The 23,213-nt window shown below is 45.1% G+C and carries 22 protein-coding genes and 1 tRNA gene; 15 read left to right on the forward strand and 8 right to left on the reverse strand.

All coding sequences use genetic code 11. The features are described 5' to 3' along the window. Window positions 1-547 precede the first annotated feature (547 nt). The 4 genes from H6F56_RS14125 to thyX all read left to right on the forward strand — a co-directional run bounded on the left by H6F56_RS14125 (window position 548) and on the right by thyX (window position 4,472). Complete coding sequence (locus H6F56_RS14125; protein WP_190669218.1) at window positions 548-826, forward strand: HU family DNA-binding protein; 279 nt, start codon at window positions 548-550, stop codon at window positions 824-826. 27 nt (window positions 827-853) lie between these two features. After that, a complete protein-coding gene (gene cobD / locus H6F56_RS14130) occupies window positions 854-1,939 on the forward strand; it encodes a threonine-phosphate decarboxylase CobD (protein WP_190669220.1) in 1,086 nt (361 codons plus the stop codon). Window positions 1,940-2,203: 264 nt separating this feature from the next. Continuing rightward, complete coding sequence (locus H6F56_RS14135; RefSeq protein ID WP_190669222.1) at window positions 2,204-3,643, forward strand: dihydrolipoyl dehydrogenase family protein; 1,440 nt, start codon at window positions 2,204-2,206, stop codon at window positions 3,641-3,643. A 106-nt stretch (window positions 3,644-3,749) separates the two neighbouring features. Further along, the gene (gene thyX, locus H6F56_RS14140; RefSeq protein WP_190669224.1) at window positions 3,750-4,472 is read left to right on the forward strand and encodes an FAD-dependent thymidylate synthase; all 723 of its coding nucleotides are present in this window, start codon (window positions 3,750-3,752) and stop codon (window positions 4,470-4,472) included. 42 nt (window positions 4,473-4,514) lie between these two features. On the opposite strand, the gene dcd is transcribed toward thyX, so the two are convergent. Beyond that, window positions 4,515-5,096 (reverse strand): dCTP deaminase, encoded by a 582-nt coding sequence (dcd, locus tag H6F56_RS14145; protein ID WP_190669879.1) that lies wholly within the window; start codon window positions 5,094-5,096, stop codon window positions 4,515-4,517. Between the two features lie 313 nt (window positions 5,097-5,409). On the opposite strand from dcd, the gene H6F56_RS14150 reads away from it, so the two are divergent. Continuing rightward, entirely contained in the window at window positions 5,410-7,110 is a 1,701-nt protein-coding gene (locus H6F56_RS14150; RefSeq protein WP_242032004.1) for a vWA domain-containing protein, read from the forward strand. Between the two features lie 133 nt (window positions 7,111-7,243). Here the strand turns inward: H6F56_RS14150 and H6F56_RS14155 are convergent, their stop codons facing one another. Continuing rightward, the gene (locus tag H6F56_RS14155) at window positions 7,244-7,780 is read right to left on the reverse strand and encodes a P-loop NTPase family protein (RefSeq protein ID WP_190669226.1); all 537 of its coding nucleotides are present in this window, start codon (window positions 7,778-7,780) and stop codon (window positions 7,244-7,246) included. Between the two features lie 233 nt (window positions 7,781-8,013). Between H6F56_RS14155 and H6F56_RS14160 the strand changes: the two genes are divergently transcribed. From H6F56_RS14160 to rph, 3 genes are read left to right on the forward strand one after another with little or no spacing between them, the layout of a single operon-like run. Then, window positions 8,014-8,208: a hypothetical protein gene (locus tag H6F56_RS14160; RefSeq protein WP_190669228.1), complete on the forward strand. Its 195-nt coding sequence runs from the start codon at window positions 8,014-8,016 to the stop codon at window positions 8,206-8,208. Beyond that, window positions 8,205-8,765, forward strand: coding sequence for an adenylate kinase (locus H6F56_RS14165; protein ID WP_190669229.1), 561 nt, complete (start codon window positions 8,205-8,207; stop codon window positions 8,763-8,765). Before H6F56_RS14160 ends, H6F56_RS14165 begins: the two co-directional genes overlap by 4 nt. Before the next feature lie 15 nt (window positions 8,766-8,780). Further along, window positions 8,781-9,509 carry a ribonuclease PH gene (gene rph / locus H6F56_RS14170; RefSeq protein WP_190669231.1) on the forward strand — a complete coding sequence of 243 codons (729 nt, stop codon included), beginning with the start codon at window positions 8,781-8,783 and terminating at the stop codon, window positions 9,507-9,509. Between the two features lie 15 nt (window positions 9,510-9,524). Here the strand turns inward: rph and H6F56_RS26365 are convergent, their stop codons facing one another. Beyond that, on the reverse strand, window positions 9,525-9,986 hold the full coding sequence (locus H6F56_RS26365) for a DUF29 domain-containing protein (protein ID WP_190669233.1): 462 nt from the start codon (window positions 9,984-9,986) through the stop codon (window positions 9,525-9,527). Between the two features lie 302 nt (window positions 9,987-10,288). Here H6F56_RS26365 and bchB point away from each other — a divergent pair, with 302 nt between their 5' ends. Further along, on the forward strand, window positions 10,289-11,815 hold the full coding sequence (gene bchB, locus H6F56_RS14180; RefSeq protein ID WP_190669235.1) for a ferredoxin:protochlorophyllide reductase (ATP-dependent) subunit B: 1,527 nt from the start codon (window positions 10,289-10,291) through the stop codon (window positions 11,813-11,815). 162 nt (window positions 11,816-11,977) lie between these two features. Further along, a complete protein-coding gene (locus H6F56_RS14185) occupies window positions 11,978-12,724 on the forward strand; it encodes a GUN4 domain-containing protein (protein ID WP_190669237.1) in 747 nt (248 codons plus the stop codon). 43 nt (window positions 12,725-12,767) lie between these two features. On the opposite strand, the gene H6F56_RS14190 is transcribed toward H6F56_RS14185, so the two are convergent. Then, a complete protein-coding gene (locus tag H6F56_RS14190) occupies window positions 12,768-13,670 on the reverse strand; it encodes an alpha/beta hydrolase-fold protein (protein WP_242032005.1) in 903 nt (300 codons plus the stop codon). A 298-nt stretch (window positions 13,671-13,968) separates the two neighbouring features. On the opposite strand from H6F56_RS14190, the gene H6F56_RS14195 reads away from it, so the two are divergent. Continuing rightward, entirely contained in the window at window positions 13,969-14,235 is a 267-nt protein-coding gene (locus tag H6F56_RS14195; protein WP_190669241.1) for a hypothetical protein, read from the forward strand. Between the two features lie 124 nt (window positions 14,236-14,359). Here the strand turns inward: H6F56_RS14195 and H6F56_RS14200 are convergent, their stop codons facing one another. Together H6F56_RS14200 and H6F56_RS14205 are read right to left on the reverse strand one after the other, a co-directional pair. Next, window positions 14,360-14,569, reverse strand: a complete 210-nt coding sequence (locus tag H6F56_RS14200; protein WP_190669243.1) for a chlorophyll a/b-binding protein — start codon at window positions 14,567-14,569, stop codon at window positions 14,360-14,362. Between the two features lie 400 nt (window positions 14,570-14,969). Further along, on the reverse strand, window positions 14,970-15,509 hold the full coding sequence (locus H6F56_RS14205) for an isochorismatase family cysteine hydrolase (protein WP_190669245.1): 540 nt from the start codon (window positions 15,507-15,509) through the stop codon (window positions 14,970-14,972). Window positions 15,510-15,802: 293 nt separating this feature from the next. Here H6F56_RS14205 and H6F56_RS14210 point away from each other — a divergent pair, with 293 nt between their 5' ends. After that, entirely contained in the window at window positions 15,803-16,666 is an 864-nt protein-coding gene (locus H6F56_RS14210; protein WP_190669247.1) for a mechanosensitive ion channel family protein, read from the forward strand. A gap of 174 nt (window positions 16,667-16,840) precedes the next feature. Here the strand turns inward: H6F56_RS14210 and H6F56_RS14215 are convergent, their stop codons facing one another. After that, the gene (locus tag H6F56_RS14215) at window positions 16,841-18,112 is read right to left on the reverse strand and encodes a glycosyltransferase family 4 protein (protein WP_190669248.1); all 1,272 of its coding nucleotides are present in this window, start codon (window positions 18,110-18,112) and stop codon (window positions 16,841-16,843) included. An 860-nt stretch (window positions 18,113-18,972) separates the two neighbouring features. Here H6F56_RS14215 and H6F56_RS14220 point away from each other — a divergent pair. Next, window positions 18,973-19,064: transfer RNA gene (locus H6F56_RS14220), tRNA-Ser, on the forward strand. Window positions 19,065-19,364: 300 nt separating this feature from the next. Here the strand turns inward: H6F56_RS14220 and H6F56_RS14225 are convergent. Then, window positions 19,365-20,300, reverse strand: a complete 936-nt coding sequence (locus H6F56_RS14225) for a serine hydrolase (protein WP_190669250.1) — start codon at window positions 20,298-20,300, stop codon at window positions 19,365-19,367. 175 nt (window positions 20,301-20,475) lie between these two features. Here H6F56_RS14225 and H6F56_RS14230 point away from each other — a divergent pair, with 175 nt between their 5' ends. Next, on the forward strand, window positions 20,476-21,234 hold the full coding sequence (locus H6F56_RS14230) for a C40 family peptidase (RefSeq protein ID WP_190669251.1): 759 nt from the start codon (window positions 20,476-20,478) through the stop codon (window positions 21,232-21,234). Between the two features lie 193 nt (window positions 21,235-21,427). After that, window positions 21,428-22,513, forward strand: coding sequence for a glycosyltransferase family 2 protein (locus tag H6F56_RS14235; RefSeq protein WP_190669254.1), 1,086 nt, complete (start codon window positions 21,428-21,430; stop codon window positions 22,511-22,513). Window positions 22,514-23,213 lie beyond the last annotated feature (700 nt).

Consider the following 23,213-nt stretch of genomic DNA (forward strand, 5'->3'; position numbering starts at 1 on the left):
TGATCGGGCCACGGCGGAATTTACAAAATGTCTTGTTGGTCAGCTTAATGGTGAAAAGCACGCTTGGCGAGCCAGATTCGTGCAAAATCAGCTTTTTAAGATTTGCTGATTGCCGGCACTCGGTTTCTAGAATTTTAGACAAGGAAGTTTTTTATTTTAAATAATGGAATTGAAATAATTATTTATAACCTGTAAATCTTGATTTATAAGCATTTTATTATTGTTTTTATGATTTTAAACTTTGCAAGACTATAGCAAAATTCTAGAAAAATAAAATAGGTATTTATTCTGGTTTGCCAGAAAAGATCGGGTTCGGTGAAGCGACAAAGCGGCTTGAAATTGGCAAAAAAATACTCAGATCCACATAAATTAAAGGTTTCAGGCTTCCATATCAGGCTTGCACCCTTTAGAATATTGCAGTGAAAACTAGAGTCTGTGGGATTTTCAGCGATTTTTAGCAAGTCCCGCCAAGACTTCTTCTCGGATCTCACTTTTGAGATCGCCCAGTGATGTTTAATACGTTCTACAAACGCTAAGGATCTTTGAAATGAACAAAGGCGAATTAGTTGACGTTGTGGCTGAAAAAGCCAGTGTGACTAAGAAACAGGCCGATGCTGTACTCACAGCAGCCCTGGAAGCGATTATGGAAGCCGTTTCCGAAGGGGACAAAGTGACATTGGTCGGCTTTGGCTCGTTTGAATCTCGCGAACGCAAAGCCCGCGAAGGTCGCAACCCCAAAACCGGCGACAAAATGGAAATCCCGGCAACGAGGGTGCCTGCCTTCTCTGCCGGCAAGTTGTTCAAGGAGAAGGTTGCGCCCGAATAATCGTTTCTCTAAGGCAAGAACCAAACCTTGAAGCAACCGGCACATGGGGGGAATTTAGCTTGGGCAGCGGCAATAGCCGGCTGCCCCCCTTCAGCCATTCTTGATTTTTCTGCCAGTATCAATCCCTTGGGTCCTCCCAGTAGCGCAATATCGGCGATTCAAACCCATATCAGCGAGCTGAGAGCTTATCCTGACCCGGATTATCACGAACTACGGACAGCCTTGGCTCAGATGCACCAGCTTAGCCCTGAGTGGATTCTTCCCGGTAATGGCTCGGCAGAGTTATTAACTCTAGCCGGCAGGGATTTCTCGCAACTGGCAGAGACTTATTTGCTCACACCGGCATTTGGTGACTACAGGCGGGCACTCAACGCATTTGATGTGAATGTGCTTGAGTGTCCTTTGTCATTCGTCAGAGAGCAGTGGTCATTTGTTTTGAGTCAATCCCAAGGGACGCAAAACAAAGGACTTTTACTCAATAACCCGCACAACCCCACCGGCACCCTGTTCCAGAAAGAAACGATTCTGCCCTACTTAGAGCAATTTGCTTTGGTGGTGGTGGATGAAGCTTTTATGGATTTTCTGCCGGCAGACCGGCAGCAGAGTTTAGTGCCGGTGGTGCGGGATTATCCCAACTTAGTGATTCTGCGATCACTGACTAAATTCTATAGCCTGCCCGGACTTCGCTTGGGTTATGCAGTAGCGCATCCAGAGCATTTACGCAAGTGGAAGTTTTGGCGAGATCCGTGGCCGGTCAATGTTTTAGCAGCCGCTGCAGGTATAGCTATGGTCCAAGATACCCACTTTCAGCAAAAAACCTGGGATTGGTTGCCATCGGCACGAACCCAACTATTTGAGGAACTGGCAAAAATACCCGGTTTACAACCTCATGCCGGTGCCGCCAACTTCTTACTCGTAGAGTCCGAGCAGCCAACTTCCTGGCTGCAACAAACATTACTCAAGCGCAAACAAATTCTAATCCGCGACTGCCTCAGCTTTCCCGAATTGGGCGAACGTTACTTTCGGGTTGCCGTTCGCTTAGAATCTGAAAACCAACGTTTACTAGAAGGACTAGCAGAAATCCTGTCAGAAAAAGACAAGCCTGAAGAGTGAGAAGATAGAAAAGACATTCTATACTGTACATTTACTCTATAAAAAAATTTCTATCGTATCCATTCAAATTGAACAGACTTACGACAAAACGAGAGAACCATCTGTGTTTATCTGTGGACGCAGGTGGAACTTGAATGACAAGCAAAGCACATTCCAGTTTCACCTGTGGAATCTGTGGTTAAAAATAAAATTTTTGCATTTTTTACAAATAAAAGATAGAAAACAAAATTTCAAATTATTTTCATAAATTTGTAGGGTTCAAACATGGCAGTTGACTACGACTTAGTAATCATTGGCAACACTCCTGTTGGCTTTTATGCCGCAGCCAAAGCCGCATCCCTTAAAGCGAGAGTTGCCTTAGTCGCACCCGAACCCTTAGTGAATGCCGGCACACATAGCAAAGCATTAACCCAAATCAGCCGCATCGCTCAGCAAATGAAGGGGGCACATCAATTTGGCATCTACTGCGACGCTGATGAACAGACACAGGCATACCCGCAAATTTCAGTAAAATTTAACGAAGCTATGCAATGGTGTGTCGGCGTTGTTTCTAACTTAGAAGCGCAGCAATCGCCCGCAGTCTTGTCTTCTTTAGGCGTTGATTTCATTACCGGTGCCGGTCAATTTTATCCCAAGCCTCACCTCGGTTTTGAAGTTAAAGATCGACGACTCCGCGCCCGTGCTTACCTACTTGCCACCGGCACTCGATCAGCAATTCCAGAAATTGACGGATTGGAAGCAACCGGCTACCTTACTGCCCAGACAATTAGCCAGTTTGCTAACATCAATCCCCAGCCTCAAAGCTTAATGGTAATTGGTGCTAATCCCACTGCAATCGAACTCGCTCAAACATTTGTGCGATTAGGAAAAACTGTCACCTTAGCAGTCAGAAGCCCTTATATTTTACCCCAAGAAGATTCAGAGGCGGCACAGCTGATCGAGGCACAGCTTGAAGCGGAGGGAGTGCGTATCCTCACGAAAACTGAGGTGACTCAAGCCAAATCCATCGACGGTAAAAAATGGGTTCAAGCCGGCAACCAAGCCATTGAAGTGGATGAAATTTTGCTGGCTGCCGGTGAGCAGCCAAATCTGGACTCGTTAAATTTAGAATCAGTTGGGGTAAAATGGCACCTACGGGGCATTGAGCTGAGCGAAAAACTGCAAACGACGAATCCCCGCATCTTTGCCTGTGGGTACAATCTCGCTCATCTGGGGAATTATGAAGCTGATATTGCGCTAAAGAATGCACTATTTTTGCCGGTTTTTAAGGCAGATTATGGCGGGATTTCTAGCGGAATTTTCAGCGATCCCCAACTAGCGCGGGTTGGAATCTCAGAAGCGCAAGCAAGAAGCCTGTATCGGAAGGATGTTTTGGTGTTGCGGCAGTATTTGAAGACGGTTGCCGGAGCGCAGATGCAGGGAGAAACGACAGGATTGTGTAAAATTATTGTTCGGGGCAATGGCGAGATTCTCGGCGCTTCTATTGTCGCGCCCAATGCCGATGAGCTAATTTATACGATTGCGCTAGCGATGCGACAGAAGATTAAGGTGGAAAAGCTAAAACTGCCGGCAATTTGGCCCAGTTTATCAGAAATTACTGGTAATACGGCTGGGGAGTGGAACCGGCAGCGTCTCAGCCGTAATGAGCGTTTGCAAGATTTTCTGGAAGGTTTGTTTAATTGGCGTCGAGGCCGATTTAAATAGATAAGTCTAGACTAAATAGATTGTGGCATTTTCTGAGAAAATATTTTAGAAGGCTCACAAATACCAAAAAATAGTGTGAGCGCGGTTAATTAATTGCGAACGTCTAATGGATCGATTCCGAGTTGAAGTTATTTCTAAAACATTAAATCCCCAACAGGTGGTTTATGGTGCCCTCCATCAAGATTATAGTGAGGGGTTTGTGTTTGACGATCGCGAATCGTGGCCGGCTGAGTCAAAATGTGGCGAACTTATTGTTAAGCGTCTTTTAGCCGGCGAACGTGGGCATTTTGGGCCAATAGAACACGTTCAAATTGTGTTTAATTGTGGCTATTTTCCTCACAGTGTCATGCAGCAGGTACGGACACATCGTGTGGGAATTTCTTTCGATGTTCAATCTAACCGCTACACCGGCAATCGCATTGCTCAAGCTGCTCAAGGTTTAAAAGATATCGAAGATGTGTTTTATTTACGTCCTGTCGGTCATTATCTGGATCGGCAGGGAAAACGTTATGACTACACTCAGGAAATGCGAGAAAAAGACTTATCTTGGTGTATTGAAGCAGCAAAACGCTATCAGCAACTTCTTGAGCAAGGAGTTTCTGAAGAACACGCAAGAGGAATTATTCCTTTTGATGTCCGACAGCATTTTGTGGTATCTTTTAACGCGCGATCTTTAATGCATTTGCTTGACCTAAGAGCTAAACCAGATGCTCAGTTAGAATGTCAAAAACTGTGCGATCTAATTATGCCTCATTTCAAGGAATGGATGCCTGAATTAGCAGAATGGTATGAGAAATCTAGGCTAAAGAAAGCGCGATTAGCTCCTTGACAACTGTCTAATCACGCTCATTCTTAAGGAGTGTTATTCCACTTAAACTCTGGGTAAAGTCACCATCTCGGATTGATCTTGATATTTACCCTGACGAGTTTCATAGCTGATCGAACACGGTTCTCCTTCAAAAAATAGCAATTGCACCACGCCTTCATTGGCATAAATTCGACAATCAGCACTTGAAGAATTAGAAAACTCTAGGGTTAAATGACCCCGCCATGCTGCTTCTGCCGGCGTTATATTTGCGATAATTCCACAACGCGCGTAAGAGCTTTTACCGATACAAACCACTGTAATAGTGTCGGGAATTGCTAGTCTTTCCAGTGCAACTCCCAAACCGTAAGAGTGTGCCGGCAGCACAAAATAGCTGCCGTTTTTATCTGTATAAAGCTTCGTTGGTTCTAAATTTTCAGGATTAAAGTTTTTAGGATCAACAACGGTTCCCGGAATGTGACGAAAAATTCGGAATTCAACGGGAGATAGCCTGATATCATAACCAAAGCTACTCAGACCGAATGAAATAACGGGTAGCTCCTCATTGCGTCGAACTAATTTAGACTCAAAGGGAGAAATCATGCCTTTCTCTGCCATTCGAGCAATCCAAATATCGTTTTTAATCATCTGTATTTGCTTATAACCGGCAACTCCGGCGAATTTCAGTATTTGAACCGCAACTTCTAAAATTGCTTGCGGCATTTATAGCCGGCTCAATATCATAACAATAAATTGGCACTGTTTGTTAATCTTGCTTAACAATCACTGGCAGTTAAGAACCAATAAATATGCGCTGCCGGTGGCAAAGACTAAGTAGAGACATCTACTCACTGTAAACCTTAGGAAGATTGCTATCTTGGACTGAACACGAAGGCAGCCGGAAATGCCATCCCATCCCGTGTTGTAAATCCTGTAGTGCACTTCTATTCAAGAGGATACGATGAAAACACAAATTACCGGCCTAGTGAAACACTCGAAAATCATATTGCTCGCCGGCTGTATTTCTTTCCTGATGTTAGCAGCCTGTGGCCCAATGAGGGAAGGGCCAACCACCTCAAGTGCGCCTGCCGGCAGTGCACCGCCGCCACCACCTCCCGCACAGACGCCGGTAACCGCACAAAAAGCTGCAATCCCAACATCTGGAACCTCTGTAGGAAGGGTAAGGGGGGGAAGCTTTTCCCCAAAACAAAATCAAGCACAACCGGCACTCGTCAACACAGAAAACTACAACCGCATTGAAGATAAACCATTTCAGGTTGTTAATAATAGCCCACTATCCACATTTTCTATCGATGTAGATACGGCATCCTATAGTAATATTCGACGGTTTATTAATCAAGGTCAACTTCCGCCGCCAGACGCCGTCAGAATTGAAGAATTGATTAATTATTTCACCTACGATTATCCTCAACCTAAAAATGAACAACCCTTTTCTATCACGACAGAAATTTCTCAAGCGCCTTGGAACCCTACCCACAAGCTAGTTCAAGTTGGGTTACAAGGAAAACGCATTTCTACTGAAAATTTACCTCCGAGCAATCTTGTCTTTCTTGTAGATGTTTCTGGCTCAATGAATAACCAGAATAAGCTACCGTTGCTAAAATCAGCTTTGCAGTTGCTGGTTAACGAGCTATCTGAAAAAGACCGCGTTTCAATTGTTGTGTATGCTGGAGCTGCCGGCTTAGTTTTACCTCCAACTCCGGGCAACCAAAAAGACAAGATACTACAGGCAATTGACAAGTTAGAGGCAGGCGGTTCGACTGCCGGCGGCGAAGGCATTCAACTTGCCTATCAAGTTGCCCGAAACAGTTTTCTAAAATCTGGCAATAATCGCATCATCATGGCAAGCGATGGGGATTTTAATGTTGGGGTTTCCAGCGATGCCGAATTAGTGCGTCTGATAGAGGATTATCGGAAGCGAGATATATTTCTGACAATTCTTGGATTTGGCATGGGGAATCTAAAAGACTCTAAGATGGAGCAGTTGGCAAATAAAGGCAATGGAAATTACGCTTATATCGATAACCTTTTAGAAGCCAAAAAAGTTCTGGTTACGGAGATGGGCGCAACGCTATTAACAATTGCTAAGGACGTAAAGATTCAAGTCGAATTTAATCCCGCTAAAGTTCAAGCGTACCGTTTAATTGGGTATGAAAACCGGCTGCTACAAAGTCAAGATTTCAATGATGACAAAAAAGATGCGGGAGAGTTGGGCGCAGGGCATTCGGTAACAGCGTTATATGAAATTATTCCGACTGGGGTAAAAAGTGATATCCAATTACCGGCTGTTGATGACTTGCGATATCAACAAAAAAGTAATGTAGAACCGGCTGCTTATAAAAGTGATGAACTGATGCTAGTTAAATTACGTTACAAAGCGCCTAAAGCGGAAACTTCCCAGCTAATCTCACAGCCATTAGTTGACCGAGGCGTCAAATTAGAGAATGCCTCAAATAACTTGAAATTTTCTGCAGCAGTTGCCTCATTTGGTATGGTTTTGCGGGATTCTCAATACAAAGGAACGGCAAATTTTGATCAAGTTTTAAGTCTTGCCAAGCAATCGAAGGGTACAGACTTGGAAGGCTATCGAACCGAATTTATCCGTTTAGTTGAAAAGAGCAAATCTCTAGCTGGAAAATAATAAATCTTTTGCAAAAGTCGAAACTTTTTTACCGAAATCTGCCGGGAGTTTGAGTTCCCGGCTAATCGCAAAAGTTCTCTTTAGAGGACTGACTAAGAGTATTTAGTCAGATTTATCCAACTTGATCACTTAACTACGGTCGGTGACTGCGGCGAATTTCTGTAATTTGATCGGCTACTTCCAAAACGGCCACCGGCATCTCTGGGCCGGTCAAAATAATATCCACATGACGAGGACGTTTGTCAAGAAATGCCAGGACATCCGCCTCTGGAATCAAGCCAAAATTCATCGCCAAACTCAGTTCATCCAGAACCACGAGGTCATAATTGCCGGCCAACACCACTTGCTGGGTATGCAGCCACAGCTTACGCAGCGATTGAGTTTCTGCTTCGTCAAGCTGAGGGGTATCGATGCAGCGTGGCAAATCACAGCGAATCCAGTCTAATTTCTGCCCTAGCCGCATCGGATGTTCGTGACCTTGGCCAATTCCTCCTTTAAGAAATTGCACCACCAACACCGGCGTCCCCTGCCCGGAAATTCTGAGTGCTTGCGCCATGACGCTGGTAAAAAAGCTGCGGTGGCTGCCGGTGAAGACTTGGATCAGTCCTTCCACGGTATAAGGGATGCGACCAGGAGAATTGAGAACTGCGGTTTCTAGCTGTGCGACCATATGGCAAATTTAACAAGTGACGAATTTTGATAGTAAGCTTACTGAGCACTATAGCGGCAGTTTAGTCTATAATTCGCAACCAATATATAGTGTGGTTTATTTGTGTGTTGCCTAATATAACACTAGATGTATCTTTATCTTCCTTCCTCGAGATAGAAAAATTTTCAGCCGCGCAACAGGACATAGCCAAGCTCAACCGAACGCTCATCTAAGCCGATTAATAACTTTTATGGATGACGCGGGTTTACCAAAACCTGGCAGTCTATCCTGTCACAGGTTACACCGGCACCCGTCAAATCCAAAATCAACATGAGGGGTGGAACAATCACCGGCATGAATGCCCGAAGAAGCTTACAATAATGGCGTTTAGCGAACCACAGCCCAGTAAAATTGTGCGGAACGCTACGGAAGTAGGAGCTTATTTGTGAGACTGGTAATTCTCGGAGGGCCAGGAGCCGGTAAAGGAACGCAAGCGCAAAAGCTGTGCGCTCACCTCAACATCCCTTTGATTGGCACCGGCGATATTTTACGACAAGCCATCGCTGCTCAAACTGAACTGGGGCGTCAAGCTGAACCTTATGTTGAAAAAGGCGAACTCGTGCCCGATCCCACCATGATCGAATTCATTCGTAAGCGAGTTTTAGAGTCTGATGCCGCCGGCGGTTGGCTGTTAGATGGCTATCCTCGCACTGCCTTTCAAGCGGAAGAGTTAGACTTTTTGCTGGATGACTTGGGGCAGCAGTTAGATTGGGCCATTTGGTTAGAAGTGCCTGAAAACGTCTTAATGAGCCGGTCAATTTCACGCGCACGCCCAGACGATTTGCCAGAAATTGTACAGCGTCGGATTGATTTATTCTATGAATGTACAATTCCCATCATGGAATACTATGAACACCGGCACCGACTTTTAAAAATCGACGCCTATCAACCGCCGGCACAGATCCAGCAGGATATCTTGAAAGTTCTCAATCCATCTAAAATTTAAAGGTTAAAATCTCCTATGTCTTGGCAGCGTCCTGATGGCCGGCAAGCAGACCAATTACGTCCCCTTTCTTTTGAACGAAACTTTACCCGATTTGCTGCCGGTTCAGTTCTAGCAAAATGCGGGTACACTCAAGTTTTATGTACCGTCACAATTCAGCCTGGAGTCCCTAAATTCTTAAAAGATACAGGTCAAGGCTGGCTAACTGCTGAATATCGAATGCTACCGGGTGCAACACCCCAGCGCCAAGAGCGAGAATTTCTTAAACTCTCCGGGCGCACCCAAGAAATCCAGCGATTAATCGGGCGTAGCTTGCGGGCATCTTTAGATATGCAAGCATTAGGAGAACGTACGGTTATTGTTGATGCAGATGTCTTGCAAGCAGATGCCGGCACCCGCACAACCGCAATCACCGGCGGCTTTGTTGCCCTAGCAGATGCTTTGGAAACACTTATACAAAGCGGAGCGTTAGAGAGTTCGCCCATCCGCCATCAAGTTGCAGCAATTTCAGTCGGACTTTTGCAGGATGAATTTCTTTTGGATCTTAAGTATGAAGAAGATGTCGCAGCCGAAGTCGATCTTAATGTTGTAATGAACGAGCAGTTGAACATTATCGAAGTCCAAGGAACTGCTGAATCCGGTAGTTTTAGCCGGCATCAACTCAATCAAATGATGGATGTCGCAGAAAAAGGAATTCGAGAATTATTAGAAATTCAACGGGAAACGCTGCGAACTGCTATCACTTAAATTACAGTTTTTCCCTCATTCAATATCTTCTTCTTCGTCTTCAACTAAACTATACTCTCCCTCAAACACTTCTTCCCAAGAAAGAGAAGTTAATTGACATTTTCTTCCCATTTCTACAACAGCTTCTTTCATCGCTTTATTGAAGCATTTATCCCAAATTGATGCAATAAAATCACGATTCAAGCTGGGAACTTCTTCTTGACTATCTTCAATTTCAGTTCGGGTAGATAAAATGGTGATAGCCCAACTCGATGATCGACGTTGTGGCTGACATTTCCACTTGATAATGTGGCTCATCAGCCGAATTAACTGGCTTTGAACAGCTCGCTTTTCTGTTCGTCCCATTGCTTCAATCAGCGAATCTAAACCCTCACCGGCTTCCACAGACTTTCCCTCTTGTAAAAATTGCCGCACAGCCACAGCAGTTTGATAATGAGAGCAAACTGCTAACCATTCCCAATCTTGTTTTGTCTGCACTACTTCCTCCAATCTTTCTAAGTAATTGTCAATCTAACGCCGAACCCTTTGCCCCTTATTTACAAAGTGTAGGGAAAGATTAAGAATCATTGCACTTAAACAATGGGATAGTTGTTTTAAGTGCAAGCTATATCCCAATCACAAAGCGCATTTCAGCCATTTGATCAGCATTACATCACCCAGAAGTCACCGCTCCAAATGGCTGCAAGTCTGAGAAAATCAAAAACGATTTCAAAATTCAGCACTCATCACTCACCTATCTCATTTAGGCTGTGTTCAATTAGCACAAGGGAGAACACCTTATGAAATTGGCTTACTGGATGTATGCCGGCCCCGCACACATCGGCACCCTACGTGTCTCCAGTTCCTTCAAAAACGTCCACGCCATCATGCACGCACCCATTGGCGATGACTACTTCAACGTTATGCGCTCAATGCTAGAACGCGACCGCAACTTCACGCCGGTGACGATCAGTTCAGTTGATCGCAACGTGTTGGCACGCGGATCTCAGGAAAAAGTGGTGGACAACATCACCCGCAAGGACGCTGAGGAACACCCGGATCTAATTGTGCTAACTCCCACCTGCACTTCTAGCATTCTGCAGGAAGACTTAGAAAACTTTGTGCAACGCGCTCAGCTAGATGCCAAAGGCGATGTCATGCTGGCAGACGTGAACCACTACCGGGTGAATGAACTGCAAGCAGCCGACAGCACCCTGCGTCAAATTGTCCAGTTCTACATCGAGAAAGCTCGCAAAAAAGGCGACATCCCAGAAGGTAAGACAGAAAAGCCTTCAGTTAACATTCTCGGCATTTCCAGCCTGGGTTTCCATAACCACCACGACTGCACGGAACTGAAGCGGTTAATGGCTGACCTCGGCATTGAAGTGAACGAAGTGATTCCAGAAGGCGCTTCGGTTCATAACCTCAAGAAATTGCCGTGTGCTTGGTTTAACCTGGTGCCTTACCGCGAAATCGGCTTAATGGCAGCGCGTTACCTAGAGCAAGAATTCGGTACGCCTTATGTTGATATCACCCCGATGGGTGTGGTGGAAACAGCACGCTGCATCCGCAAGATTCAGCAAGTCATTAATGCTCAAGGTGCTGAAGTTGATTACGAAGACTTTATCAACGAGCAAACGCTCCATGTGTCTCAAGCAGCTTGGTTTTCCCGCTCAATTGACTGCCAAAACTTAACCGGCAAAAAAGCTGTTGTGTTTGGAGATAATACTCACGCTGCCGCTTTGACAAAGATTCTGGCGCGTGAAATGGGAATTCACGTTGTTTGGGCCGGCACTTATTGCAAATATGATGCTGACTGGTTCCGCGATGAGGTAAGTGAGTATTGCGATGAAGTGATCATCACAGACGATCACGGTCAAATTGGTGATGCAATTGCCCGTGTCGAGCCGTCTGCTATCTTTGGCACCCAAATGGAACGCCACGTTGGCAAGCGTTTGGATATTCCTTGTGGTGTGATTGCGGCACCGATTCACGTTCAAAACTTCCCGATTGGTTACAAACCTTTCTGCGGTTACGAAGGCACGAATCAAATTGCAGATTTGGTCTACAATTCCTTTACTTTAGGAATGGAAGATCACTTGCTAGAAATCTTTGGCGGACATGACACTAAAGAAGTCATCCACAAAGGTATTTCGGCTGATTCAGATCTGGCTTGGACAAAAGAAGCTCAGGGCGAATTAAATAAGGTTCCTGGCTTTGTTCGGGGTAAGGTTAAACGCAATACTGAGAAGTTTGCCCGTGAGCGTGGTTTCAGTCAAATTAATGTTGAAGTGATGTACGCAGCTAAGGAATCTGTCGGCGCATAGTTGGCAGTTTAGTGATTAGTCGCTAACTCGTGAAAATCCTTCCGCTGGTGGTTCAGGGGGAGGATTTTTTCACTGTTTGGGATAAATATTTTTGTTAATTTTAACCACAGATGAGTTGGGATGTGTTTCTCGCTTTTTGCTAAATAATTTGTTATTAGAGTTATGGCTAAAAAATCTAAATCTCAATCAGGTGATGAGCCTAAGCAAGGCAGTTCTAAGGAAAATAAAAAACATAAGCGGGAAACGCTTTTACGTCTAGAAGCGCGGTTAGATGAAATGCAGGCGCAGTTGCAACAGGCAGGGGAAGAAAGAGCGCAGTTGCTATCTCTGTTGCAGCAAGCAGCACAGGAAAGAGTTTATTTGCAATCGCAGTTGGAATGGGTATTATACCGGCTCGAACAAGGAAATGTAGGGCCAACCGAAGAACAAAGCGAAACTTATCAGTATTCAGAAGTTGGAATTGACTACAGCGAATTGCAGAACTTGCTAGAAAGCGGAAAATGGCAAAAAGCTGACCGGCAGACATGGGAAGTGATGCTAAAAGCTGCTGGTAGAGAGAAAGAAGGCTGGCTAACTGTTGAAGATATTCAAAACTTTCCTTGCACAGATTTACGCACGATTGATTGGTTGTGGGAACACTACAGTAATGGTCACTTTGGTTTAAGTGTACAGCAAAGTATCTGGCAGAGCAGTAACACTAGCTACACAGATTTTTGTGATTGCATTGGATGGCGTGTTCGAGGTGGGTGGCTTTACTACAACGAACTCAGGTTTAATTTGAATGCGACGGCAGGACATCTGCCGGTTTTGGCATGGCGGCAACGCGCCTGTTATGGGGTTGGCAAATGTACCGCTTCCGAGAGCATTTCTCATCTGAGCGCAAGACTTTCAACTTGTAACCTTCCCTAAAGTTTTAAATCCCCTAATTCCGGCTAATTTTTAATACTATCGCTCACCGGCTCTCAATGATCTTGTCAAAAAATGTAAAAACAGCCGGCAGTTGTCCCCCCCAGAACTTATAGTCATGTGCCGCACTTTTAACAGGATAATATTCCACCGGAATTTTATTGCCCTGACTTTGTACAAGCGCTTGATAAAATAGCCGGCTTTGTTCTTCGGGTACGATATCATCAGCCGTGCCGTGAGCCAGATATAAAGGCATTTTCCATTCAGAAACTCGCGCCATCGGATTGTCTCGTCCTTTCCATCTTTCAGGAAACTTATTAAACGAGCCATAGACAGCCGTCATCAGCCGATCTTCAGGCGTATTTTCTTGACTAAAATCTCCAGAAAGACTTGCTCCTGCCACAAATAACCCTGGATTTTCCAGAGCAATCAGTGCCACACCCCTGCCGCCGGTGGAAAGTCCCAGCAATGTATTATTGTCCCCTTGCCTTAACAAATTATGTCGTTTTTGAATTTCTGGAATAAAACGCTTTTTAATAAATTCTCCACCCGGCATTTTATTCCATTTCAGGTTAGTTTCTGGATAATAGGAACTTTCATATAAGGTTTGCAACATTTCTGGCAAAATCAGAGCGTATCCATATTTATCAGCATATCGAACAAGGGGAGAATTTTCGACCCAACTAGCGCGTGGAAAGTCCCAGCCTGGAAGCAAAACAATGGAACGGTTGCGATAATTTTGGGGAACGTAAATATCGTAAGCAACATCGTCCACTTTCAGATTTTTACTCCAACCGGCCTTAAGTTTTGCTGCTGCCGGCTGTGGTGAAGGAGAACTTACATTTGGCTTCGTCGTTGGAGTTACATCTTGAGCTTTGATTGTCGAGTTGGAATTGGAACAACTTTCTAAACTAAAAAATAAAAAAGGAATAAATATCAATGATGCCATGAACTTTGACATGAGTATTCAGTAAGATTTCAAAATAAATCAATTTACTATATTAACCCTTTTTACAGCAAATAAAACCCTTCCTAATCTTCCTCCTCTCAAAAGTTTCTAGATAATGGTAAGCTTTAGAATGCTTCAATTCCGCGCGATTTAGACATCAACCGCCCTGCAACCCGAAGCCAGCGTTAGTTTCTCTGAAAAGCGGAGCGATAAATTAATTTTTTTTAAGAAGGTAGCTGCAAAACTGAGTATAAGTCCAGAACCCAATCTTTTTTCTAGCGTTCATGAGGAAAGACCGATGAGTGACTATGATTCCGAAACCGGCATTTATGAGCTGACAAAGAGCAAAGCTGACTCTTACTACAACAAGCCCCATGATCAGAGTATAAAAGCGCAAGGGATAGATTATTATGCAGAGCTGTTAAAACGAGCGGGATTAAAGGTGATCTCCGTGCATGAAGATTCTTTGCGGGTTAAGGCAAATCAAGTGCAATTGTGGGAAGTGCTCAGTGATGAGCCACCGGCATGGCAAATTATGCTGGATGAAGTGCCAAAGAACGAGTAGAAGTCTATTATTCTGTTTTTATAATTCTCCTGATAAAACCCAAAAAAATTGAGAACCCTTTGCAGAGTTCCCAATTTTTAAGCGATTTCAAGCCGCTGAGGCTTTACAGAAATAGACTTAGAATTTAGTACAGACCCAAGAAGTGGAGAACACCTTGGCCGGTGGTTAGCTCAACAATCAGGGCAATCAGGAAGCCCAGCATTGCCAAACGACCGTTCCAAAGTTCGGAAGTCGGGTTAGAACCAAACTCAAACTTGGTTCCAAATTCGCCGTATTTGCGTTGGAATTGACCTTGGTAAGTAGGGTCGGTGTTGGGTGCAGGTGTGTTACTCATGATTAAATCTCCGAGTTCAGTAAGCGTGTTGTGTGCTGTTATTAAGTAATGTAAAGAATCCTTGCGAGAAACGCCATCTTCCTTTAGGTGAGGAAAAGAATAGCCTCAAATGGCCAAAAGTCTGCCTTAAGACGGCGGCCAGATACTTAAAGCCCATTTTGTTAATCCCACACGGCTTGCCAGTAAGCAGGGGGTTCCCTGTGGAAGCTGATCTGAGGAAAATTGACTGGTTGCCTTAGAAAGTATTTCAATAGGTGGATGCCCTGCCACAATGTTGCATAGGCTACGAATTCAAAGAGCCGACTTTATTAACATCCATAGCAAAACTAGCGGTGCGAGGACGCAGCCGCTAGCAAGCTAAGTTGATTAAATTCACCGGCAGTTAATAAAATGATTGCGATCAGGATGCAGCAGGTGCAGCCAGCATTCCCTCACTCAGACCGGCATCGCGTAGCCGGTTGGCACCAATATTGCGGCTGAGTACCGCCAAACCGGCTAGGTGGGCTTGCAAGCCGGCTGTACTGGCGCAGCAGTCGGTGATCACGATCGGTTCAATGCCTATGTCGAACACATCCATTGCAATTTTCAACACACACATATCTGTGTCGATGCCGACAATAAAAATTTTCTCGATCAATTTTTCGCGCAGATAGCCGGTGAGTTCATCCGGCATCCCGCACAGTCCCGACTTAGCAAAGATCAGATCCGGCGAGGCATAGGGTTGCAGTTCTGGGACAATGTAAATTTCAGGATCGCCCACGCACCCATGCCAATTGAGAAAACGACAGTACGGCCCTTCTTGATCGTTAATGAAGCGAGTAAAAATCAGTGGTGCATAGTCGCCGGCTTGGATCAGGCGGGCGATGCGTTGCGGGATATGATGCGTGAAGTCGTTAATAAAGCCGGCTTGCACATCAACGATGAGTAATGCCTCAGACATTTCTAAAAGCTCTCCTCAAGAGGGCACTGAGTTTTTGTTAGCTGCTTTACATCTAATTGACCTGAGACCTGCCCTGAATCTCCCTAACGAAAGATTTTTAGCCAGCTAACTAGAGAACCGAGGGTGAGAGAATTATCTATGATGGCTGGCATCCGATTTCAAAAGTGGAGCGAATTTTGTTTGGCATCACAATAGGTATTCTTTCGTGCTGTATATTAATTCCGTCACCGGCAGGAAATTTCTATATCTCCTAATTTCCTCATGCCGGCTCAAATTCTTAATTCTTAACTGCCATGCCTGAATTCCTCTCCAAAGCCCTCTGCTTATTTTTAGTTGAAACAGCCGATCCTCAGCTATTAGATCCGCGCAGATATGCAGCTGTATTGCAAGCGCTGGAAGTTTGGAGAAAGCTGCTTGAGTTAGGCTTTAAGGTCGTCCCTCAATTTCTCTGGGCACTGGGAATTTTGTTAATCACGCGATTAACCATTGGTGTGCTCAGTCGTTCATTGCGCCGCGTCCTCAATCGCACAGAACCTACATTACGCAAGTTCCTGATTCAAGCCGCTGAAATTTTAACGCTGGTTGTGGGCGTTGTGGGTGCTTTGAATGCAGTGGGAATTCAGGCGACCAGTGTGGTTGCAGTGGTGGGGGCTGCCGGTATTGCGATCGGTTTGGCTTGGCAAAATACGCTCTCTCATTTTGCTGCCGGTGTGATGCTGATTAGTTTGCGTCCGTTTGAGGTGGGGGATACGATTGAAGGTGCCGGTGTTGCCGGTACGGTAGATGGCATCGGCATTTTTTCCACCACCCTTTTAACCGCAGATCGCGTCAAAATTATTGTGCCGAACGGTCAACTTTTTAACGGGACGCTGAAAAATACAACCGCAGTCGGTACACGGCGGGTTGATATCGAAGTTAATATTGGCGAACGTCCTATCGCCCCAACAATGGTTCAGCTAATATCACTGGCTCAAACCCATCCTCTTGTTTTAGAAGAACCGCAGCCAAGTTGTATTGTTGTCTCAATAGCAACCGGAACGGTTTTATCTTTACGTCCTTGGTGTGCCGCCGAAGCTTACGAACAGGTGAAATCACAAGTGCAACAAATCGTTAAAGAAACGCTCAAAGAAACTGAGCCGCCGGCAGATGATTGTTGACAACTTTGATAAGCTGCTTTGCCGGCTTCTGTTTAAAACTCTCAATAAAAACTTTAATTCATGAAAACCGGCACCCAATAACCAAAAAGCAGCTTTAAAAGTTAAAGCTGCTGTATAAAAATATGAATGTGTAAAAGTAAGATAACTTACACGTTTAACCGCTTAAGCTTCATATTACGCGCTGACAGGCCCAACTTCTTGAACCGGCACTTCTTGCAAAAGTTGCGTGTACAGATCGCTCAATTGTGCGGCAACGCCATCCCAGCTGAACTTTGATTCCACCCGCTTTCTGGCGGCTTGACCCATTTGCATTCCCCACTCTGGATTTGCCAGAATACGGTCAATTGCGCCGGCAAAAGCAGCCACATCCTTCGGCGGACACAGTAACCCGGTTTCTTCTGGCACCACTGTGAACTGAAGACCTCCGACATCAGATCCCACCACCGGGGTTCCACACGCCATCGCTTCAATTGTCACCAACCCAAAGGGTTCATAGTGGCTGGGAACCACGCAGACATCCGCTGCCGCATAATAAACCGGCAGATCGCTGGGACCCAAACGTCCAGGGAAAACGGTTACATCACTCAAGCCGAGTTCCTTAACAATTCCTTCAATGCGTTCGCGTTCCTTGCCATCACTTTGGCCGGGACGAGAACCACCGCCGATAATCAGCTTCAAATCGGCATCACCGCGAAGTTGAGACTGCCCCACGGCGCGAACCGCAGTTTCAATGCCCTTACGCGGATCAAAGCGTCCGACATATAAAACCACTTTCGTGTCTGAACCAATTCCCAACTTCTGCCGCGCTTGCTGCTTGGAAATGGAACCAAATCGGCGGATATCTGTACCGCAAGGAATGATGTCAATATTTCCCTTTGCCGAAACCAGTTCTCGCATATGTTTCTTTTCTTGCGGACTGGTGGCGACTACTCGATCTGCTGTTTCTAAAAGTGTCTTTTCAACCGCTAAGCGAGTTGTGGCAATCATTGGAATCGTGGCAATCGATTTATACTTAACCGCCCCCAAAGAATGGTAAGTATGAACTTGTTTGATCGGTTGAACTTTTTTCAGCTCCATCCCGACCCAAGATGAAAGCCAGTAATTCGTATGAACGACCGAATATTCAACGCCAGCTGAAGATTGGAATTTTAAAAATTCTTCCACAAATGCTGGTAAATATCCATAAAGATTGTCGCGGGGGACAAATTCTTCTGGCCCAGCCGTTAACCGAATCGTACGGCAGTTCGGACTGTGTTCGACTACTGTGGCGTCTTGCTTATTGGCTTTACGGGTAAACATATCAACTTCCAAACCCCGCTTTGCCAGCGCCTCACCGACTTGGCGCACATAAACGTTTTGTCCCCCCGCCTCTTCTTTACCAATTTCAATTGCGGGATCGCCGTGGACGGAGATCAGAGCGATACGCTGTTTTTTTGAAGAAATCATAGGTGTTGTTTTCCCCTACTTCTAGAAAATTTGGAGCGATGATTTGCGCTTGCAATCATCTGTTGCTCTTTTAGCTCTGTTAGGGTTTCTACTCATATATGAAACCGCAGCTTCTAATGCTAGTGAATGCTATTCACTGAGCTAAAATCCAGAGAATTCAGGGTTGTGATTACTACGAATGGCCATGACCGATGCCAGATTTACTTCATTGTTGAGTCTGAATTTTTGTTAGAAAAATCCTACTAAAAATTATTTTAGGTTTTTTCTAAAACCAACAGACTCTTCAGTTAGTTAAATCCAGATTTTCTTGAGTTCTAGGATCATTTAAATCTTAATAGCATGGTCTCTCTAGGGTATCCTCCTTAGGCTATATTTCAATCTGCCAAACGTAAGGACGAAGATTTGACCTTTGGATACAGCTGATCGCGCTGATTGAAAATTCCAAGCTAAATAACTCGTTCGGCAGAATAGTTTGCTGGGTTAAAAGTGCCTTAACGAATCTTCATATATTATAATAAGGCTCTCTATTTGTCAAAAACTTAATCTAAATCTCGCGCTGGAGCTTGAAATTTCGACCCTTAGATGGCTAGGAAAGCTCAAGTTTTCAAACATAAAATTTCATTACGTTGTAATAACGAGCTTAGTTGTTGGCTACAGTACGCCTGTTCACTACAGTTTTTTAATCACTCGTTGCTCAGTTGAATCGTAATCGCCCGAACAGTCCTGATGGGCAAGATTTGTGGTGCTTTTGCGCCTTTATTGGGTGCCGGCGGGTTAAGGTGAGTCTAGATTCGCAAAAAAATATGGATCAAGTTGACGCGCTACGAAAAAGGTGTGCTACCATAAGTAATTGTGACCTTGGAGAGGTGGCTGAGCGGTCGAAAGCGGCAGATTGCTAATCTGTTGTACGGCAGGTAACTCCGTACCGAGGGTTCGAATCCCTCCCTCTCCGTTCTTTAAACAGTCTGTAGCACCCATTCCAGCAAGCAAGAGATTTCTGGGATGGTTTAAGTTTTGGCTTTTTCTTTGGCGAGTGTAACGCCTTTATCCTGGCTGCCTAACTTTTATTCAACCGGCTGCATTCAAAGCACTGTAATCGTGCCGATGAAATCAGGGGATAGCCGGATGATGAATCCGGTCAATCACTTTATGCAAAATTTTATAGGCTGCCGGCACTTCCTAGGAAGAGGTAAACAGCCAAAATGTCAATCCGTACAGGGGCGGGTTTTCTCCGGCAGCCCTGTGTAAAATTTTACAAAGAACAAACAGCCGCAGCAATTTGCTCTGAGACAAAAGGCAAAATCGCTTCGTTGTTACTGTGCGCCTTACCTTCTATAAATACAATGAGCAAATACGGGTGCCGGTTGGGTAACTCAATATAGGCAGCATCATGACGGACTTGGCTAGTCCAACCGGCTTTAGACCAAACCTTGGTATCTAACGGCACACCGGCACCAAAAAAACCCGTGACTTGATTTTCAGGATCGGCAGCGAGATCGGTAGGGTTTAAACTGCGCTTCATCAGTTCCATCATCGCTTGGGAACGCACCGAAGAAACCGCCACACCGCCGATGATACTGTGCAACAACCGAGCAGTCGCATTCGTGGTGAGCATATTGCGATTTTCCATCAACTCGCCCAAAAAAGCCCGTTCCCGACCATAAGGGCCATCACACCAAGTTTTTTGGTTAACATTAATACTCTCAAACTCTGGCCACCCGAAAGATTGAAAATAGCGGTTGATCAGGTTGCGTTGCTGTTTCCAAGTTTCAAATGGGCCAGCCGACAGCTCTGGGCCACTGGTCGTGCCGGTTAAAACATCCATCACCAGACTCGTGGCATCATTACTCGAATCGATAATCATATCCCGAATCGCGCGTTCGAGTTCCGCTGAATTCTGGCTCATCCCTTTTTCCAGCCACTCGTGTATCGCCACCAAATAGAACAGCTTCACCACACTTGCCGGGTAAATGCGCTCAACCCCTCGATAGCTGAAGCCTCGCACGGAATGCTGCCAAAACGCATCGGGACTTAGTGCACCGCCGGTATTCACCGGCACTGGCTGATCGTAAACTATCCAAGTAATCGCAACTTGATTTTGAGCTAAGCCGGGAAACTTGGCCCAAGTGGACTCTAGGATGCCGGTGCCTAGCGCTTCTAATTGGTCGTCTTTACGAAAAAACGTCATTAGTTATCCGTTATCAGTTGAAGTGAAAAGAGAAAATTGGCAATGGGGTTCAGAGCAAGCGACTAGAGTTTAAAGGATAAAATTTCCCTAGTGGCCGGTCTTGTATTCCCCTGCTTTCTTTTCCCATGACCACAGACAATTCTACCGATCGCTGAGCGCTGACACAGAATAAAAAATGGTTTCTATTGCCCAACTGCAAGCAACCTTGACTTCTAACCCCGATGAAGCGCTTCTGCGCGAGTATTCCTGTTCGGCAAATCTTAACTTATATGATTCCCCCAACTGCGACGGCTTGGCAACGCAGGCAGCAGTGGGGCGGCATTTGCGAATTGTCTCCCTGCCGGCAGACGAAAACGATAAAAATCCAGCAACCAGCATCAAAGTGCAGCTATGTGAAGATGACTATCCAGGCTGGTTAGCCATTTCAGACCTTGACTGGCTTGAACTCGTCTCTCAGTTATATCAGGCAAATACCCTGTCAGAGGAGGAGATTAAACAGCGCTTGCCGGCAGCCATCGCCTTTACCCACGCTGCCATGCAGATATCGAATGAATACCTCTGGGGCGGCACACTAGGGCCAAATTACGACTGTTCCGGACTAATGCAAGCGGCGTTTAGTTCTGTAGGTGTTTGGTTGCCTAGAGATGCCTATCAACAAGAGGCGTTTACCCAACCGATCGCCATAGATGACTTGCAACCAGGAGATTTAATCTTTTTTGGGCCGGCACATAAAGCTACCCACGTCGCCCTTTATCTGGGAGAGGGAAATTATATCCACAGTTCGGGAAAAAACCAAGGTCGTAATGGCATTGGAATTGATATTCTCTCAGAGAACGGACATGAAGTTTCTCAAGCATACTATCGGCAACTGCGGGGTGCCGGTCGCATCGTCGCCAGTTATCAACCGGGTGCAATTGAGACAGGCAAAGCTTAATTTTTGAGTTGGCTGCCCTTTTCCAACTCTAACCATCGCAAAAATTTAGTTCGGATCAAAAAAATTATTAATCGTATTTTGATAAATATCGGCATCCAAGAAGTTTGGAGAAAAAACCGGCTGGGCGCAAGCAATCCAAAATCCGAAATGGTATAACATTCGAGGTTGACCTCGATGGTTTGAGGCAGGTGTGATGGACGTATTTCTTGAAAAACCGGCAGCGCAGAACAATTCTGCTGACAGGGTGATCCCAGATGTGTCGGTGGTTGTGCCAATTTTTAACGAAGTGGAAAGCCTGCCTCAACTGATTGAGGCAATTGTAACCACGCTTAGGACAAGCGACTTAAACTACGAAATCATCTGTGTAGATGATGGCTCAACCGATGGATCGGGAGAACTGCTTAGGCAACTTGTCCGAACGGGTTTAGAAGATAAATCTGCTGTTGGATCTGAGCATTCTCAGGCAAAATCTAACCCAACCGGCAACCTACGGGCGGTTTTACTGCGTCGCAACTACGGTCAAACTGCCGCGATGGCAGCGGGATTTAATCACGCGCAAGGCCGTACCATCGTTACATTGGATGGCGACTTGCAAAATGATCCTGCGGATATTCCCCTGCTGGTGGCCAAATTAGACGAAGGCTATGACTTAGTAAGCGGCTGGCGCAAAAACCGGCAAGACGCAGCGTTAACACGGTTGCTACCTTCTAAAATCGCCAACTGGCTGATCGCGCGAGTCACCGGCGTGAAATTGAACGATTACGGCTGCTCTCTCAAAGCTTACCGCGCCGAACTGGTGGCAGACTTAAACCTTTATGGAGAGTTACATCGATTTTTGCCGGCACTTGCCTTTATTGAAGGGGCAAGAATCACCCAGATGCCGGTGCGCCATCACGCCCGCCAGTTTGGTCAGAGTAAATACGGGTTAGACCGGACATTCCGTGTGCTAATGGATTTATTCACAATTTTCTTCATGAAAAAATTCCTCACACGCCCTATGCACGTTTTTGGGCTATTTGGCCTAATTTCCATGATTTTCGGGGCAATATTAGGGCTTTATTTAACCTTCGTAAAACTTGGTTTAGGTCAAAGTATTGGCAACCGGCCTTTGCTCATTTTGGCTGTCTTGCTTCTTGTCACCGGCCTCCAGTTGTTTAGCTTTGGTCTAATGGCAGAACTGTTGATGCGTACCTACCACGAATCTCAAGGTCGCCCCATCTACCGCGTGCGAGAAGTCATTTCAAGACCCCCTGCTTCTGGCTCTAAATTGAACGATTGATTCGCAATATTATTTGTTCGACTGAGGTTCGGGTTTATAAACAAGATAGAATTAAGAATTAAGAAATGAAACTTTGACTTAATTCTTAATTCTATCTTTTTTGTGAAAAATTTGAGAGCGTTTCCACTTCAAACTTAATTCTTAATTCTGTAATTTAGGCACTTAAAAACAAGGAAGTTGATCCTGAGTTAGGAGCGGCGAAAAATCGTTACTTTTTCTTCTTCCTCTTGTATGGCAGTCCTCAATGATTCGTGATGGCGAGATCCCCGACTTCTTGGAGAAGTCGGGGATCTGAACTGCCCGCATCTTACAGCTCAAATAGAATTGCTATATAAGTACTTAACACAGAGCTAGGCAACCAAGCTGTCAATTTATTTAAAATCAATTAAATTCATCAAAATAGCCTCTATCTTGAGGAGGATTTACTTAAAAAATAAATCTATTGAAAGAGAGATGAAAAATTCTCAATAATTATAATTTAGGTGGGGTTTGGCTGAAGAGTTTTTAAAACACAAAAATTTCTATAATTTGCTCAAAAAGTTACCATTTTGGCAAACAAATTGTGATAGCTATAGGTAAAATTTTGAAACCTGTTTACGTTGGCTTGGTTGCCGGCAAAATCTGTGGGTCAAAGATAAGCTAAGGCCAAGACTTGCCGTTGCATCGGCCTTTCCTTTAGACAAATAGGTCACACATAGCC

The sequence above is a fragment of the Microcoleus sp. FACHB-672 genome, from assembly GCF_014695725.1.
GTDB lineage: Bacteria > Cyanobacteriota > Cyanobacteriia > Cyanobacteriales > Oscillatoriaceae > FACHB-68.